Source organism: Nostoc sp. PCC 9305, from assembly GCF_963920915.1.
Taxonomy (GTDB): Bacteria; Cyanobacteriota; Cyanobacteriia; order Cyanobacteriales; family Nostocaceae; genus Nostoc.
On record NZ_CAWUDN010000138.1, the window covers coordinates 1 to 17480 of the forward strand.

A 17480-nucleotide genomic window follows, 5' to 3' on the forward strand; every position below is an offset into this window, starting at 1 on the left:
GTAATTCGTAATTCGTAATTCGTAATTCGTAATTCGTAATTCGTAATTCGTAATTGTCCCTTGCGAATAATTTTTGTTTTTGTTTCATGAATAAATTCGCTTGTATGCTAATTACGAATTATTTGGTCATAATCCAACTATCAGGAGAATCTCATGAGTTCCATCATCCAAACCCAACCTTTAGATGTACCCAGTGCGATCGCTCAACGTCGTTCTATCAAAACTTTTAAAGCAGACCCCATTACCCCAGAACTACTCAAGCAACTAGTAGAGTTAACCGTGGCTGCACCCAGCAGCTATAATATCCAGGACTGGCAAATTATTCTTGTGCAAGATGAAGCACAAAAGGCCGCACTATCAGCAGCATCTTTTAATCAACAGCAAATTGTTCAAGCACCCGTAACCTTTGTCTTTGCCGCCGATCCTAACGCAGGCGAACAAAACTTGGCCCCAATTCTAGAGCGAGGACTCGAAACTGGGGCATGGAATGAAGGCACAGTAAACTACTTTAAAACCGCCGTTCCGCAATTTCAAGCAGCGCTGGGCGAGAAGCGACGCGAATATGCGATCAAAGATGCCATCATTGCTGCTACCCATTTGGTGTTAGCAGCAGAAAGTCTGGGATTATCCACTTGTTTTATGAACGGTTGGATTGAGGATCGGGTAAAAGAAGTGATTGGTGCAGGAGATAATCCAGATTTAGCGATCGCTGTTGTAGTTCCCGTTGGCTATGCAGCCGAACCACGCTTAAATCCCGGTCGTTTGCCATTCTCCTCCAACGTCTCTGTGGATAGAATCGGTAATCCTTACGCAGGGTAGTTATCTCTAAATTGGGCATTGGGCACAACAGGCAGAGGTGCAAAGGGAAAGGACTTACCGCTCCTCTGCTCCTCTGCTCCCCTGCTCCTCTGCTCCCCTGCCCCCCTGCTCCCCAACCATGTCCTTACCCTCCTTCCTAGCGCGTCGCTCGTTCCACTATGGCTGGATCGTAGCTGGTTTAACATTCCTAGCCTTGCTGGTGGCAGCCGGAATCCGCTCTGCTCCTGGAGTTTTTATAGTGCCTCTCGAACAAGAGTTTGGCTGGAGTAGAGCAACTATATCTTTGGCAATCTCCATTAACTTAGTACTCTACGGACTAATTGGCCCTTTTGCTGCCACAGTTATGGAGCGCATCGGCATTCGTCGGATGATGGTGTTTTCACTTGCCATCATTGCGCTGGGTGTCGGTTTAACCACCTTAATGTCAGCTTCCTGGCAGCTAGTATTGCTGTGGGGTGTAGTTGTCGGTAGTGGTAGCGGAGTTATTGCCCTGGTTTTAGGTGCTATTGTCGTCAATCGCTGGTTTTTGGAAAAGCGGGGTCTAGTTCTGGGCATCTTAACCGCCAGTACAGCCACGGGACAACTAGTGTTTCTGCCGATACTAGCCTCAATGGCCGATCGCTTTGGGTGGCGAATTGCGGCTCTGGCTCTGACTGGTGCAGCACTTCTAATTATTCCAGCGATCGCAGTCTTTATGCGCGATCGTCCGGCAGATGTCGGTTTGCGACCCTTTGGCGACAACAGCGAAACAGTGGAAGTGTTACAACCTAGAGTCAATTCCATCGCTTCCACTCTTAACGCCCTCTGGCTGGGAATGCGTAATCGAGACTTCTGGCTATTATTTGGTAGCTTTTTTATCTGTGGCGCCAGCACAAATGGGTTAATTGGAACTCATTTAATTCCTGCTTGCATTGACCACGGTATCCCGGAAGTCAAGGCTGCTGGGCTTTTGGCAATCATGGGACTATTCGATTTTTTTGGAACTACTATGTCCGGTTGGCTATCTGACCGTTGGAACAATCGCTACTTATTGTGCTGGTACTACGGATTGCGGGGTTTATCTTTGATTTTCTTGCCCTTCAGTTTTAACTTTTCCTTCTACGGACTTTCCATTTTCGCCGTCTTCTATGGACTTGATTGGATTGCTACCGTACCACCGACAGTCCGTCTTGTTGCCAATATCTTCGGTAAAGAAAATGTCGGCGTGATGTTCGGCTGGATTGTCGCAGGACACCAGCTTGGTGCAGCCACGGCAGCATTTGGAGCCGGAGTGTTGAGAACTTGGACGGGTAGTTATTTACAAGCGTTTATTTTATCAGGCGTTCTCTGTCTGATTGCCGCAGTTTGTGTACTGCAAATTGGTCAAACTCCCACTAAGAGTAATTATTTTGTAGAGAAGAATTTGTAGAGTGTGCGTAAGTCTTTATAACTTGCTTGTTAAGGGACTTCCAAATAAAAAAATATCCAATTAATTCTTGTGGGGTGGGCATCTTGCCCGCCTAGTTTATATGGCGGGCAAGATGCCCACCCCACAATATTGGATAATTTATTTCTTGGAGTTCCCTAAGCTGATCGTCGTTTTATGTAGTACAGTATCTATATCGAATTATAGTAGTTTGCTGGCGACTCAATTACCTGAATTAACTTGTCAGCCACAAAGTAAATATAAAACTTTCCATGCCTATCCAAACTATTGGTATTTTAAGTCCGGGTGATATGGGACAAGCGATCGCAGCTGTTCTCAATCAACATGGATTGAAAACTATTGCCGCCCTAAACGATCGCAGCGAACGAACTCGGCAATTAGCAGCCGCAGCCAACATTCAAGATGTGGGTTCCCTCACCCAACTGGTAATTGAATCTGATGTGGTGCTGTCAGTTCTAGTCCCCGCAGCGGCTACCCAAGCAGCGAAGCAAGTAGCTAAGGCGATTAGCAATGTGGGTAAACCCATTCTCTACGTTGACTGTAATGCGATCGCACCCCAAAAAGTCATAAATATCGGTCAACTCATTGAATCAGTTGGGGGAACATTCGTAGATGCATCAATTATTGGCCCACCGCCGCGAGTTCCCAATCGCACCCGCATTTACACTTCAGGAAAACAAGCAAATCAACTCCTACAACTGCGAGATTATGGCTTAGATGTGCGGGTGATTGGTGAGGAAATTGGTCAGGCTTCCGGGTTGAAAATGTCTTACGCAGCCCTGACAAAAGGACTTACAGCAATCGGCACAGAATTACTAATTGCAGCCCATCGTTTAGGTTTGGATAAAGAATTATGGGATGAAGTATCTAGTAGTCAAAAAGAACTTGCTAGCATTTTAACCCGTTCCATTCCAGCGATGACACCAAAAGCCCATCGTTGGGTAGGAGAAATGGAAGAGATTGCAGAAACCTTTAAAGAATTGGGTCTAACTGAGCGCATTTTTGACGGAGCAGCCGACGTTTACCGTTTGGTGAAAGACACCTCCTTGGGTAAAGAAACACCAGAAGAGTCTAATCGCGATCGCCCTTTGGATGAAATCATTACAATCCTTTCCGATGAGGCAAGCCCTGACACTTAATCGTAAAAACTGAGAATTTATGACTCAAGAACAATGGACTGCGGTCGATCGTTACTTTACCGATCTGCTTGTGCCATCAGACCCCGCGCTGGATACAGCCCTCCAAACCAGTGCCGCCGCCGGACTACCGCCGCACAACGTTTCGCCGAATCAGGGCAAACTGCTGCTACTGTTGGCGCAAATCCAAGGAGCGCAAAGCATCTTAGAGATTGGCACACTGGGCGGCTACAGTACGATCTGGCTGGCGCGGGCATTACCCAGCGACGGCCGCCTAATCACGCTGGAGGCTGACCCAAAGCACGCCGAAATTGCCCGTGCCAATATCGCTCACGCTGGTCTATCCGACGTTGTTGACCTCCGCCTGGGAAAGGCGCTCTCTACGCTGCCACAGATTGCCACCGAAGGTCACGGCCCATTTGACTTAATCTTCATCGACGCAGACAAGCCAAGCAATCCCGAATACTTCGCGTGGGCGCTCAAACTTTCCCGTCGCGGCAGCCTGATTATCGCTGATAATGTTGTGCGTAACGGAGCGGTGATTGATGCCAATAGCAACGATCCTAGCGTCCAGGGGGTGCGTCGCTTCAACGAATTGCTTGCTTCTGAGCCGCGTGTCAGTGCTACGGCAATCCAGACTGTGGGTAGCAAAGGATACGACGGCTTTGCGATCGCGATCGTCATTTAAAGGTCTTTCATTGGTAGACTGACAACGAAAGTCGCCCCCTGTCCAATTCCTGGACTTTCGGCCGAGACTGTGCCACCGTGTAATTCTACCAAGTGACGGACGATCGCTAACCCTAATCCTAGTCCGCCATGCGATCGCGTGCTGGAACTGTCAGCTTGACGGAAGCGTTCAAATACATGGGGTAGGAATTCGGCAGCAATTCCCGCTCCCGTATCACTCACCCGAATTTGCACGTAAGATTCAATGCACTCCAATTGCACATCAACTCTGCCGCCCTTGGGTGTAAACTTGACGGCGTTGGAGAGCAAATTCCACACAACCTGTTGCAAGCGGTTGGCATCGCCCACAACTACCTCTAATTTGGGGTCGAATTTACACTTGATATTAATATCTTTAGCTTGGGCTGCTGGGTACACAGTATCGATTGCCGCCTCTACAAGCGATCCAAGTTCAACCCGATCCATACTTAAATGAAGTGTGCCTCTAATAATCCGTGACACATCGAGAACATCTTCAATTAGTTGTGTCAGGGATCTAGTATTACGTTCAATTGTCTCTAGTGCGCGGCCAGTAGTAGCTTGATCGAATTTGCGAGTTCTAAGTAGCTGCGTCCAGCCGAGTATAGCATTTAGGGGTGTACGGAGTTCGTGCGAAAGTGTGGCAAGAAACTCATCCTTCATCCGGTTGGCGGTTTCGGCATCGGCGCGTGCTGCTTGTTCGCGTTTCAGCAGTTGTTCGCGTTCTTGCTCTGCTTGCTTGCGATCGCTAATATCAATCATGAATCCATGCAAGAGTTGCGGCCCATTTTCATCCCGCACCACATTTACAATGTCATATAGCCAGACAACTCTGCCATCAGCAGCCAACATTCTGTATTCAAGTTCGTAATTATTTAGTGACAGTGAAGATTCTTGATAATATTGAATAGCCCACTCCCGATCTTCTGGATGTATATGTTTTGTCCAGAAATTATTGGTGTACCATTCTGACAATGGATAGCCTAGAATCTCAACAGTTTGTGGCCCTACGTAAGTAAAATTCCCAGTAGTGGCATTTACCTCCCAAGGAATCACGCGGACTTTTTCGGTTAGCGTCTTTAACCGTTTCTCGCTTTGTTTGAGAGCTGCTTCGGCTAACTTGTGAAGTGTAATATCTGTGATTAGAGCAACAAATCCTGCAACTTTCCCCTGCTGACTGAACTGGGGAATGTAAGTGACATTCACGTAATGGTTTGTGCCATCTTTATGGGGTAATTGGGTTTCGTAAGTTACTTGTTCTCCTGAAAGTACTGCTTCTACGTAAGGGAGAATTGACTGATAAACCGACTCTCCTAAAATTTCTCTAATGTGTTTACCAGAAATTTCGGAAGCAGAAACCCCAAACCAGTCTTCATATTCTTTATTATTAAAGCAATAACGCTGCTGACTATCAACATAAGAAATCTTGGCGGGCACAGCATTGGTAATTAGACGCAGTTCATCTTCTCGTTGACGGAGTGCTGCTTCCGCTCGTTTGTGTTCTGTGATATCGCGTTGAGTTCCCCAAGCTCTCACTAAAAAGCCATTTTCAACAATTCCCACCAGATTATTCAAAAAATATTTGGAATTACCTTGCTTATCTATTTCATGGGACTCGGCATCGATTAGTCGGTACTTAGAACGGATAAAATTACGCAGGTATGCAATATTATGTGGATCGGAGGCAACAAGAAAGTCTCCTAGTCTGACACCGATAATTTCTTCGGCACGAGAACAGCCATACATCTGCGCCATAACATTGTTGCATTCTGCCAGGTAAACATATTGGTAAAAATGTTGAATTTGTTCATCTTCTGGACAATCTAGCGAAATTGGTACTTCCAATTCAATGCACCAAATACCTTCTGAACTCTGCTCTAAAAAAGTGCGGTAGCGTTCTTCGCTTTTAGAAAGGGCAAGCTCTACTTGTTTGCGTTTGCTTAAATCAATTACAAAAGAGATAATATCATCTTGGTTATTTTCTAACAAAGCAGAACTTAACAGAACAGGAACGCGGCTCTTATCTTTGCGGATGTATTCGTTCTCAAAAGGCTGACACACGCCTTTAGTTGTGAGTTCTGCGTAGGCGTAGCCCGCCGCAGGCATCGCCCCGTCCATATTGGTTACAATTACCCCAATGATGTTGGACTCTACCAACCCTCTAAATCTGGCTTCGCTCACCTGTAGTTTCTGCAAACTCGTTTGAAGATGTTGTTTGGCAGTGCGTAATTCTGAGTTCAGCAAGTTAATAATTGTTGTCACTAGCACAAACAAGCCTAAGCGCAGTATGTTGTCTAGACTTGCAACCAAGAGCGAAAATACTGGTTCTAAGAAAAAGTAGCTGACGGCTAAAGTAGACAAAGCAGTAGCCAGTAATCCTGCTTCCATGCCCCCATACCAGGCACTAACCGCCACGGCAGCAAAAAACAGCAAGAAAATCGTTTGTTTCAGTAGTGGCTGTAGCAATAGTGTTAGTAGCAATACGCTACCAACAGCCAAGAGTGCCACAGCATAAGGCGCTAGAAGGGAACGTGTTCCTTTCAATGTGGCTTCTCCTTTATGCAGCTAGCTAAAGGATTATTCCCAAAATCAGCTAACAAATGCGAAGAGATAGCGAGTCTTCTCCCTTTGGCAGAAGGTGAGACGCCAAGGGCGACCGAGCCTCACGGACATTTCTGTTAACAGTTGCTGATAACTTTGTTTGACTCCAGCAGCATCAAGAGCTATTTTATTGTTGAGAATATAAAGAAAGTAACTCGTCATATCTGTCAATTAGGTGCGTGACCGCTCACAAAATCGCGTTGCTCCCTTGTTCCACCTACTCTTTAGGCATTTGAGCGATCAACAACAGATTGGCGTTTGAGTGCGGCATTTTGCCAATCATATTGACAAAATTGTCGAATTTCCTACTGTATTGTGTAACCGCCATCAACAGTTAGGGAGTGTCCGGTGACAAACGAAGCTCCGTCTGAACATAGCCACACCACAGCTTCAGCAACTTCTTCCGGCTCACCAATACGCCCCAACGGATGTTTTGCTATCATCTGCTCTTTGGCTTCTTGGCTACTACCGAGGAACGGGTTACTGCTGAGGAAACGGTTTAGCATTGCGGTTTCGATAGAACCAGGAGACACAGCATTGATTCGGATGCCAGATTTAGCATACTCCAAAGCTGCTGATTTCGTCATTCCTAAAACGCCATGTTTGCTGGCAGCATAAATAGAAGAAGCAGGCATACCTACGAGTCCAGATATTGAGGAGGTATTGACAATAGTGCCACCACTTTGCTGAAGCATCTGCTGAATCTCATATTTCATAGATAACCATAAACCTTTAAGATTGATGTTGATGATAGACTCAAACTCCTCCTCTGTCTGCTCAATGAGCGTTTTGATTGGTCCCTCAACAGCCGCATTGTTGAAGGCGATATCCAGACGACCATAAGTTTCCACTGTTTTGTTAACTAATGCCTCTACCTCTGTCGCTTTTGACACATCAGTTTTAACAAACAAACCTTCGCTGTCTATCTCTTTAATTAACTGTACGGTTTCCTCGCCCTCTAAGCTCCGCCGACTGGCGACAACAACTTTAGCCCCTTCTTTAGCAAAAGCCAGTGCTGTAGCTCGACCAATTCCAGAGCTACCACCAGTTATCAAAGCTACTTTATCTGCAAGTCTTCTCATGAAATAAATCCCTTTGTTTATTCGTCTTTCGACTTTTTTCGCACGCTCTTAACAATGTTCTTCTGAATCATCTTGGCTCCACCAAGATCAAGAGGGGAGCAATGCAATTTTGTGAGATGAGGAAGCAGGGGAGGCAAGGAGAAATAAATAAGTATATCTAGGGTTATTTCGGTATGAAAAATACTAAAAATGTCCCTTCACTCCCCCTGCTCTTTTCACGACGATCGCACTTTTTCGCGTTGCTCCCAATCAAGAGATCAGAGCAATCTGGCGCCTCTGTGCAGGAGAATCGCAGCTCCCAATTTAGTGGTATCATGTGTGATTATGACAACACACCTATTTCGGAAAATCGATGTATTCTACTATCTTAGAAAGTTTCTTGTAACATCTGACGTAGAGAAACAAAGCTATCTTTCGTTCCGCGCTCAACATCTTCAATTGTTTCGTATTCGACCGTCCAATATCCTTGGTAGCCAGAGTTTAGTAGCTCCTGGAGAATTGGTTTCCAAAAGATTTCTCCCTCGCCAAAAGCACAGTATTCTGTGCCACCATTGTTCCACCGAACATCTTTCCAATGGCTATAGTTCACCCATGGAAGGACATAGCGTAGCGCCATTAAAGGATCTACGCCTTCCTTCAAAAAGTTTGCTGGATCAAAATTCACTCCAACGGCAGGACTTTTTATACCTTCCATGATTTTTGCTGTCAGTTGGCCATTAACTGTCAGTCCTCCATGATTTTCAATTGCCAGCTTAATTTCATGTTCTTCCGCATAACCTCCAACACGGTTGAAGGCGTAATGGAGGCGGTTCAAAAGTTCTGAGGAAAGATTCTCATTTGCATTACCACCAGTAAAAACTCGAACAACCTTTGCTCCTAAGCGTTTGGCGATATCTACATAACGTTGAACCTTCTGAATCTGCTCTTCCAAATCCGATGCATCCACCACAGTAAAGTCGTTATCGGCTGCTATGCAAATGACATGCACTCCAAATTCATCAGCCCAATGAGCAACCCGATCAACTGCCTCGTTACTGCAACTATCAAGTAGATGTTTAGGTGTTCTGCGATCTACATTGACTTCTACCGATTTTATACCTAAGTTAGCTACTACACGGAAGTATTCTGGGATTTCTAACTTTCTAAAACCCCATGCTGCACATGCAAATTTCTGTTGCTTGTTATTAGTATTTGACATCATGTACCCTTACACTATCAGTACTATAGTCATCAGTATGCTTGGGTAGACAAAGATAAGCCTTTTAGCCTTGGAGGAAAGCTTTGAAAAAATTTGCCTCTGACGTTATGGTTACACATTAAGTGTCTATTGCAAAAACTTTTTCAAGAAATTGTTGGAAACACTGATGCTAGTATATAAATACTATATTTATTGTCACGATTTCATTGTGTATTAAGTTAAAGATGTTATCTTCTTTGAAGACGTTACTTTGTTCAAAGCCGATAATACAGCGATAAACCCTATTCGTCAGATTCGATATTAAACCCTTCAAAGTTCATAGGAAAGCCGTTCCCATTTGGTGAGGCACACATAATCCCCACACTCACAGTCTCAACTAATGTCAAATAAGCCATTCTAAACATGGTATAGTTCTCTCCCTCTAAAGAGTAGAAAACTTGCAAGGCTGACCCCCGTCGATTCACACGCATCCAAATCGCAGCAGGGTTGTGTAGCATAGGAACAACAGACACGTCTGAATAATCATGCGTAACTACAGCAATAACATGCTGCACGCTGTCAATCAATTCAATCCCACACTTCAACCAATTCGTTTCATCTAAACGCACCATCAGTCCTGCTTGATCGTATTGCTCCTTATACTGACCACTAATTTTTACCTCAGCAGTAAAATCTCCACTGACTTGTTTGTAATAGAAGTGTCCATTATCCCTAATGTAGCCGTGGAAGGTCTTGCGCCAGAAATCAGTATTTTGATTTGAGGTAATCTTGATAGTGCCATCTTGGATATTCCAAGTTGGAGGTTCATTATACCACTTCATGACAGTTCTCTCCATGAGGAAAAAGAATTACTTGTTCATCCAATCTATCTTTATTTGTCGCAAATCTTTTTGAAATTGGTATTCGTTATGAATGTTTATATAGTCAAACCTGGGTAAGTTTCATGAATAATTGTTGGTGTCTTGTTCAAAATTTAATGAAATTTAAGTAGGTCGGCGTAAATATTTGTAGTTAGGATGAGGCAGGAAGCAGGAGGCAGGAGGCAGAAGGGAAGAGGGTTTTAGGCTAGTTAATTTTTATTCATATAGTTTAGTTTGATTTTTCCCCACCGACTTATTTACTCAATTGAATGATAATTATTAGTTTTTTCAATAGCCTCTTTACTCAAATTTTAAATGGTGACAGAATGTTAAAATGCATAAGTGGCAAGCAAGTATCAATTTCAAAGCTTGCAATTTTACTATGACCGCACCGAATATAAATAACACATCCAATACAGATAATACCCGGTATTCTTATGCCCAAGGTATTGTATTGATGATAATTACAGCTTTCATCTGGGCTTCTACATTTGTGGCGATCAAAGAAATAGTTAGTAACGTTTCGCCAATGATACAAGTCGCAATTCGTTTTACGCTCGGTGCCGTAGCTTTTGCCTTATTCGCTCATAATCTAAATATCCGCTTGGTACGTGACGGGATAATTGTTGGACTTTTCATGTTTGGTTCCGTTACGAGTGAAACCATTGGGCTTAAGACACTTCAAGCTAATCAAGCAACATTTGTCTATGGTCTCATCGTGTCCTTGGTAACACTGTTCGAGCTGGTGTTCCGCCGTCGTCTGTCTATCGTATCGTTACTGGCAGCTGCACTTGCTTCCACTGGAATTCTAATTATAGGCTGGGAAAGCGGCCCGCCTCCTGTAGGGGAATTTTGGCTGTTTCTTTGTGCTTTCTTCAGCGCAGGTTTCATGATCGCAGTTGAGATACTTGGGCAAGATCACCCACCTCTATCATTCAGCATGGTTCAGCTCTCGACCATAGCATTACTATCTTGGTTGTGGGCTGCGCCTGAAGTCATTGGGCAGTTTGAGGCAATTAGTGAGACTGTCACGAACTTCACAAATTTAAGTGTTCTCCTCTACCTTGGCATCATTGGTACTGCGATCGTCATATGGATACAGATATTAGCATTACGCCGAATTACAGCTTTTGAAGCTGTGTTCATACAAGCACTCGAACCAATTTTTGGGACAATTCTCGCGTTTTTGTTACTTGGTGAAACTTTCGGAACTAATGGTTTTATTGGTGCAGGAATGGTTCTAGTAGCAATGTTCATGGCTGTGAGCCAGAAAAAGCCACAGGAAAGTAGCGAATCGATACCAGAAGTTGCAGAGGAACACTCCCCTGAGAAAGTAAGCAGTGAGTTGAACCAACTTGTAATAGAGCCGCAGTCTACAGAACTCAGCCCGGAGTGAGTACATAAGTTAGGTTGGCAGAATAAAACCAAACTATATAAATAACTTGGAAAAAACAAAAATATGGTCAATCATCAAGAGAAACTGGATATATTATCTACAGTCAGCAATGAAGTTTTGCGCCAAATTGATCGGGAATATCTTTCGTGGGGAGATACTGTCCATTATCAGGATAGGCCAATCTTCGTCAAAGGTTGCAAAGGAGGATTTATTTTTGATGACGAAGGTAACACTTACGTTGATACTGGAATGTGGCACTCAAGCTGTAACTTCGGGTATCGCAATCCAGAAATTGAATCAGAGGTTTTCAAACAACTCAATACTCTCCCCCAAGCTTGTGGTGACTTCTTGCATCGTGAGAAATTATTAGTAGCCAAAATCGTAGTTGATGCCATTTATGAAAGAACAGGCTTAAAGGGTCGAGTCTCGTTTAACGTTGGCGGCTCGCTTGTGGTAGAAGATGCATTGAAGATAGTTCGTAAAAATACCGGAAAGAATCGGGTCGCTGTGATGACGGGTGCTTACCACGGTCGTTCCCTTGGGACACTAGGCCTTTCGAGTAGCCACCGATATCGACAATATTACAACGAGTTTCCAGACCGGGCGATTATGTTCCCCTTTGCCAATTGCTCCCAGTGTTTCTATGAGAAGAAAAGAGAAACCTGCGATTTGTACTGCGCCAAAATGATTGGCAAGGCTTTTTCCAATGAATATTATGGCATCGCTAGTGAGAGCAGTTCAGAAATAGGTGCTATTGTCGTAGAGCCTTGTCAGGGACGAGGCTACACTATTCCACCCAAGGATTTTTATCAGAATTTTATCGGCGAATTACAACAGCGCGGGATTCTGGTAATAGCAGACGAAATTCAAGTTGGCATGTACCGTACAGGAAAGTTGTTCGGCTTTGAGCATTTTGATTTTGTGCCAGATATTATCACCTTGAGTAAGTCGTTTACCAATGGTCTGAGTCCAGTGAGCTTAGTGTGGGCGAGAGCAGATTTGGTAGATCCAGAAGTCTTTACTCCCGGACACGCCCACAGCAACTTTGCGAATCACCCTCTAGGAACTGTTGCAGCGTTGGCATCATGGCGATATATGCTAGCACAGGACTATGAAACATCAGTGCCAGAAAAGGGTGCATACTTTCTAGAAAAGCTGCAACAACTGCAAGCGCGTTATCCCTTCGTCTACAGCGTAGATGGGTTAGGACTGTTGCTGAACATGGTTTTTGCAGACAAACAGGGCGTACCTTACCGTAATTCCGCCCAAATAGCAGCAGCGATCGCACAAGACAACAACTTTATATCTGAGGGAAAAACCTGGCGGATGGTCTTGCAAACAGGAGGATACGACCTCAACACCCTCAAGTTTGCTCCCTACCTGGACATTACCTATTCAGAAATAGACCTCACAATTGCAGTCCTCGATCAAGTGCTGCAAAAGCTTGGAGCGAAACTTTTTCCGACTTCAGTCGTATTAGGAGGTGTCAAATGAAAGCTGCATTTCTATGCGGACCAAATCAAGTAGAAGTCCGCGAAGTCAGCGCGCCGACTCTTGCTCAAGAGGGAGAAGTGATTGCAAATATAGAATTTGTCGGAGTTTGTAAGACAGATCAACAACTCACAGCAATGGGTTTAGAATCCGAACTTATTCTGGGTCATGAGGTCGTCTGTCAGCTACCTCATGAACAAGGCTATTTTGCCCTGAATAACGAGATTTCCTGCGGTCAATGCAGCTATTGCCAAGAAGGACTCACCAGTCACTGTCAAAATTTACAAGAATTAGGTGTGAATCAGCACGGGGGATATGCCGAAAAAATTAGCGTACCCCGTAATTCTTTACACCGATTTGAATTTCGTAATCCTGCACTGGGAGTACTCATCGAGCCTTTGAGTTGCGCGGTTCGAGGAGTAGGACGAATTCTGGCTGCTGCCAATTTGTTGTCAGTTTCACGACCAACAATCTTGGTGATTGGGGGTGGACTTTCAGGCGCTTTGATCAGTTACCTGCTGACTCATTCTCCCGACTTTGATGGGGAAATCAGGCTCTACGATATTACAAAAATGCCGATCCCTTGGGCACAGAAATTGGGAATTGAGCGGGTAGAAGAACCAGAAGAAGACGAAGCGCATTTGGTTGTCGAGTGTTCTGGTTCCCCAGGCGGTCTTGCAACAGCGCTGCGTGTAGTACGCAAAGCAGGTGTAGTGTGTATTTATGGTGTACCCAAAGCAGGAATTTCCTTACCTATTTCTCCACATGAACTCTTTATGCGGGAGATTGCAGTACTGACATCCTTCGCCGGTGCGACAGACAAAACCATGAAAAGTGCGATCGCACACATTAAGAGCAACGAAGCATTTTTTGAACAATTGCTAGGTCGAGTCATCCCTTTGGAAAAACTTCCTGAAGAATTGACGAATTGGAGTCCGCAACCAGGTACGCGTACTGTTGTTGATATGGGCGTTTGAAGGAGGTTTTCATGCTAGACGCGGCGGCCATTTTCGACATGGACGGTTTGCTAATTGACAGCGAGCCTTTGTGGTGTATTGCAGAATTGGAGGTTTTGAATAGACATCTCCGAAAACAATCAAAGCCTTTGGAGTAAAGAAGGGAATAGGGTACAGGGTACAGATTATTCCCTATCACCTGTCACCTGTTACCTGTAACCTAATCCCGATGCCCAATGCCCAATGCCCAATACTCATGGCTCGTACCCCTACATTAAATTTTGATCGTGGCACATTAATTTTGCATCCACCACCACGCGGCAAAGGTTGGATGGATTATGCTACGTGGGATGATAGAGTTGAAAAATTCCGCATCCCAGCAATTAGATACCGATCGCTAGTGGAAGCACTACAAGCGGAAGATGTGAATTTTATTGATGAGGCCAAGCAATTTTATCCTGTAGATTTGGTTCCTACTCTGGAAATGGAACCCTATCCCCACCAGACTGAGGCGCTAGCGGCTTGGAAACTGGCGGGTAGACAAGGAGTCGTTGTGCTTCCCACGGCGGCGGGAAAGACTTATTTAGCACAAATGGCGATGCAGTCAACGCCACGCACGACGCTGATTGTAGTGCCAACTTTGGATTTAATGCATCAGTGGTATGCACATTTAGTCGCCGCTTTCCCCGATGCTGAGGTGGGATTGCTGGGGGGTGGTTCGCGGGATAGAACAGCAATTCTCGTTGCAACTTATGATAGTGCAGCAATTCATGCTGAGACGTTGGGAAATCAATATGCGTTAATTGTTTTTGATGAATGTCATCATTTACCGACAGATTTTAATCGGGTAATTGCCGAATATGCGATCGCACCTTATCGTCTGGGACTCTCCGCGACACCGGAACGTACCGATGGGAAACACGCTGACTTAAATATCCTCATTGGCCAAGAAGTATATCGCAAACGCGCTGAAGATTTGGCAGGGAAGGCGTTAGCAGAGCATGAAATTGTCCAAATTAAGGTAAAGTTATCGCAACTTGAACGGGAAAGATACAATCAGTTAATTCAAACCCGCAATGACTTTTTGAAGCAATCAAAAATTTCTTTGGGGAGTTTGCAAGGTTGGCAAATGTTCGTCCAAATGAGCGCGCGATCACAATCTGGACGTAGGGCGATGTTAGCGCATCGGGAAGCAAAAGATATCGCTTTGGGTACTGATGGGAAGTTGCGAATTCTGATTAATTTATTAGCAGAACATTATCCAGCACGAATTTTAATTTTTACTGCGGATAATGCGACGGTTTACCGCATTTCTCAAGAGTTGCTCATTCCGGCAATTACTCATCAAACTCCTGTGAAGGAACGGCATGAGATATTAACAAAGTTTCGAGAGGGTAAATATAATACTTTGGTTGCTTCTCATGTGTTGAATGAAGGGGTTGATGTGCCGGCGGCTTCTGTGGCGATTATTTTATCGGGTACGGGTTCGGCTAGGGAGTATACTCAGCGCTTGGGGAGGATTTTACGGAAGGGGAATATTGAGAATAAACAGGCGATTTTGTATGAGGTGGTGGCGGAGGATACGAGTGAGGAGGGGACTTCGGCTAGGCGGAGAGGGGAGAGGAGAGCAGGGGAAGCAGGGGGAGAAAAAGAGGGGAAAGGGAAGTTACAGGTTGTGTATGGGAGTGGGAAGGAAAGGAGTTTGAAGGCGGCGGAACAGTTAAAAATTAATTATTCAGTCCAAAATCCAAAACTTGTACTGAGCGAAGTCGAAGTATCTAAAATCCAAAATTCAGCAGATGTTACCGACAGACTTACTGATGCATCGCCAAAACGGGGAGGAGATCATCCCGAAGAGACTGAAGATTGATCGAGCAACTTCGGAATTGGCGATTGAGTTAATTAATTATTTTCAATCAGCAGTGGGGAAGACTCAAGGTGTGCTTGAGCGACAACTGACTGATTTTGAAGGAGATTCTACAGATTATCGGGTGAAGCGAGGATTAGCTTATATTCTCAAAAGTAGTTTTTGCACTTTTGAGGTGGTTAGTCCTTTGGAACCACAAATGTTAAGAGAACGGGTGTTTTCGTTGGCTGCAAAGTCGGTTTCTAGTCGAGAATCTACACAAGTTACTCTGAGTAAAATTGCTGATGAATTAACTCAAGAACTTGAGCGGGAAGTTTTATTAGAACAGGTTCGGAATGGATTATATGCTGATTTATCTGAAAATAAGATTTTGACTGTTTTTGATGCACCAACAGCGCCAGATTTATTAAATAGATATAACTTATCTCAGGTGCAGGGTGTGTTTTATAAGGCTAGTAAACTGGTGTTAAATGCTCATCGCAATGTTCCGGGAGAATATAAGCTGTTATTTCGCTATTTAAAGTTGTTTCAATTGATGGCTTATATTGAGGGTGATGCTGACCACGGGTTTACAATTACCATTGATGGGCCGACAAGCTTGTTTAATCCTAGTACGCGATATGGGTTAGCGATCGCTAAACTTATTCCCGCTTTACTTCACGTTACCAAATGGAGTCTTTCGTCGATTCTCCAAACCCGTGACGCTTATACAAATAGTTGGAAAACTGGACGTTTCACTCTCAATTCTGAATGTGGTTTGGTATCCCACTATCCACCAGGAAAGCCCTACGATAGTATGCTAGAAGCATCTTTTGCTGATAAGTGGGATGCATTGAAAAGTGGTTGGGCGTTAGAGCGAGAAGTTGATTTGATACCAATTCCTGGTAGTGTGATGATTCCTGATTTTCGCTTAGTTCATCCTGATGGACGCACCTTCTTATTAGAAATTGTTGGTTATTGGCGGCCTGAATATTTACAAAAGAAGTTTTCTCAGGTGCGACGGGCTGGACGTGATGACTTAATTTTAGCTATTTCCGAGCGACTTAATTTAGAAAAAGCGGGAGTAAAATTAAATGATGTCCCCGCCAGAATTGTTTGGTTTAAAGATAAGTTATTGCCGAAAGCTGTGTTAGCTGTAATGGATTGAACAAGGAGAAATGAGATGAAATCTATAGAAACAATTGCCACAGTTACCAAAGATGGTAAGATTACAGCGCAATTACCATTGGATATTCCAGAGGGTAAGCATCAGGTAGTAATAGTAATTGATGAAAAGCCTTTGGCTGAGAAAGCAGAGAGCAAGGAAAAGCGTCCTCCTCTAAAATTTCCTGTGCATAATTATGGCCCTTGGCCTGAAAATCTTTCTTTAAGACGTGAGGATATGTATGGTGATTGGGGGCGGTAATCCTGTTTTTCTAGACACAAATATCCTGGTGTACGCTAGTCAGATTCAGTCTCCATTTCACCAACCTGCTATGGAGACTATTCAAGATTTTTATGATGCAGGAGTTGAGTTGTGGATTAGCCGACAAGTATTGCGGGAATATTTGGCTACCCTTACCCGTCCGCAACAGTTTGTCAACCCACTACCCATTGCAATAGTAATTCAGGATCTCCGCTATTTTTATAACCGCTTTCGGGTGGCTGAAGATAGTTCTCAGGTGACAGAAAGGTTACTGATACTTATGGAGGAAATTCCTAGCGGTGGTAAGCAAGTTCATGATGCAAATATTGTCGCCACGATGCTAGTTTATGGCATTCCTCAGTTACTCACTCACAACATAGGTGATTTTGCAAGATTTTCTGGGTTAATTACTGTATTACCGTTACAAGGTTAACGCCGTGTGCGACTTTATCTCAAGACTAATCCCCAACCCCTTCCCGACGCAGCTATCCATTACCCGCATCTTTCTTAACAAACAGACAAAATACTTAAAATTAGA

The 17480-nt window shown here is 44.3% G+C and carries 17 protein-coding genes; 12 read left to right on the forward strand and 5 right to left on the reverse strand.

From position 1 onward, the window contains the following. The first annotated feature begins 153 nt into the window (after positions 1-153). From ACM0OX_RS31850 to ACM0OX_RS31865, 4 genes are all read left to right on the forward strand, one after another. A complete protein-coding gene (locus ACM0OX_RS31850) occupies positions 154-819 on the forward strand; it encodes a nitroreductase family protein (protein WP_414518969.1) in 666 nt (221 codons plus the stop codon). A gap of 118 nt (positions 820-937) precedes the next feature. Then, positions 938-2227, forward strand: coding sequence for an MFS transporter (locus ACM0OX_RS31855; RefSeq protein ID WP_414518970.1), 1290 nt, complete (start codon positions 938-940; stop codon positions 2225-2227). Positions 2228-2496: 269 nt separating this feature from the next. Next, the gene (locus tag ACM0OX_RS31860) at positions 2497-3384 is read left to right on the forward strand and encodes a DUF1932 domain-containing protein (RefSeq protein ID WP_414518971.1); all 888 of its coding nucleotides are present in this window, start codon (positions 2497-2499) and stop codon (positions 3382-3384) included. A gap of 19 nt (positions 3385-3403) precedes the next feature. Next, positions 3404-4069, forward strand: coding sequence for an O-methyltransferase (locus ACM0OX_RS31865; RefSeq protein ID WP_414518972.1), 666 nt, complete (start codon positions 3404-3406; stop codon positions 4067-4069). Here the strand turns inward: ACM0OX_RS31865 and ACM0OX_RS31870 are convergent. The 5 genes from ACM0OX_RS31870 to ACM0OX_RS31890 form a co-directional block, all read right to left on the reverse strand. Then, positions 4066-6630, reverse strand: a complete 2565-nt coding sequence (locus tag ACM0OX_RS31870; RefSeq protein ID WP_414518973.1) for a PAS domain S-box protein — start codon at positions 6628-6630, stop codon at positions 4066-4068. The two genes, ACM0OX_RS31865 and ACM0OX_RS31870, sit on opposite strands and share 4 nt — an antisense overlap. A 45-nt stretch (positions 6631-6675) precedes the next feature. Further along, the gene (locus tag ACM0OX_RS31875) at positions 6676-6849 is read right to left on the reverse strand and encodes a hypothetical protein (protein ID WP_414518974.1); all 174 of its coding nucleotides are present in this window, start codon (positions 6847-6849) and stop codon (positions 6676-6678) included. Positions 6850-6992: 143 nt separating this feature from the next. Further along, complete coding sequence (locus tag ACM0OX_RS31880; protein WP_414518975.1) at positions 6993-7769, reverse strand: SDR family oxidoreductase; 777 nt, start codon at positions 7767-7769, stop codon at positions 6993-6995. A 367-nt stretch (positions 7770-8136) separates the two neighbouring features. Further along, complete coding sequence (locus tag ACM0OX_RS31885) at positions 8137-8970, reverse strand: sugar phosphate isomerase/epimerase family protein (protein ID WP_414518976.1); 834 nt, start codon at positions 8968-8970, stop codon at positions 8137-8139. A 278-nt stretch (positions 8971-9248) separates the two neighbouring features. After that, positions 9249-9788: a DUF1349 domain-containing protein gene (locus ACM0OX_RS31890; protein WP_414518977.1), complete on the reverse strand. Its 540-nt coding sequence runs from the start codon at positions 9786-9788 to the stop codon at positions 9249-9251. A 421-nt stretch (positions 9789-10209) separates the two neighbouring features. Between ACM0OX_RS31890 and ACM0OX_RS31895 the strand changes: the two genes are divergently transcribed. The 8 genes from ACM0OX_RS31895 to ACM0OX_RS31930 all read left to right on the forward strand — a co-directional run bounded on the left by ACM0OX_RS31895 (position 10210) and on the right by ACM0OX_RS31930 (position 17375). Further along, a complete protein-coding gene (locus tag ACM0OX_RS31895) occupies positions 10210-11223 on the forward strand; it encodes a DMT family transporter (protein ID WP_414518978.1) in 1014 nt (337 codons plus the stop codon). 63 nt (positions 11224-11286) lie between these two features. Continuing rightward, complete coding sequence (locus ACM0OX_RS31900) at positions 11287-12717, forward strand: aspartate aminotransferase family protein (RefSeq protein ID WP_414518979.1); 1431 nt, start codon at positions 11287-11289, stop codon at positions 12715-12717. Further along, on the forward strand, positions 12714-13691 hold the full coding sequence (locus ACM0OX_RS31905) for an alcohol dehydrogenase catalytic domain-containing protein (RefSeq protein ID WP_414518980.1): 978 nt from the start codon (positions 12714-12716) through the stop codon (positions 13689-13691). The genes ACM0OX_RS31900 and ACM0OX_RS31905 overlap by 4 nt, the downstream gene beginning before the upstream one ends. Before the next feature lie 11 nt (positions 13692-13702). Continuing rightward, positions 13703-13828, forward strand: coding sequence for a hypothetical protein (locus ACM0OX_RS31910; protein ID WP_414518981.1), 126 nt, complete (start codon positions 13703-13705; stop codon positions 13826-13828). A 98-nt stretch (positions 13829-13926) separates the two neighbouring features. Then, a complete protein-coding gene (locus ACM0OX_RS31915) occupies positions 13927-15540 on the forward strand; it encodes a DEAD/DEAH box helicase (protein ID WP_414518985.1) in 1614 nt (537 codons plus the stop codon). Next, positions 15470-16684 (forward strand): DUF790 family protein, encoded by a 1215-nt coding sequence (locus ACM0OX_RS31920; RefSeq protein ID WP_414518982.1) that lies wholly within the window; start codon positions 15470-15472, stop codon positions 16682-16684. Before ACM0OX_RS31915 ends, ACM0OX_RS31920 begins: the two co-directional genes overlap by 71 nt. A gap of 15 nt (positions 16685-16699) precedes the next feature. Then, positions 16700-16942 carry a hypothetical protein gene (locus ACM0OX_RS31925; RefSeq protein ID WP_414518983.1) on the forward strand — a complete coding sequence of 81 codons (243 nt, stop codon included), beginning with the start codon at positions 16700-16702 and terminating at the stop codon, positions 16940-16942. Next, entirely contained in the window at positions 16923-17375 is a 453-nt protein-coding gene (locus ACM0OX_RS31930; protein ID WP_414518984.1) for a type II toxin-antitoxin system VapC family toxin, read from the forward strand. Before ACM0OX_RS31925 ends, ACM0OX_RS31930 begins: the two co-directional genes overlap by 20 nt. The last annotated feature ends 105 nt before the right edge of the window (positions 17376-17480 follow it).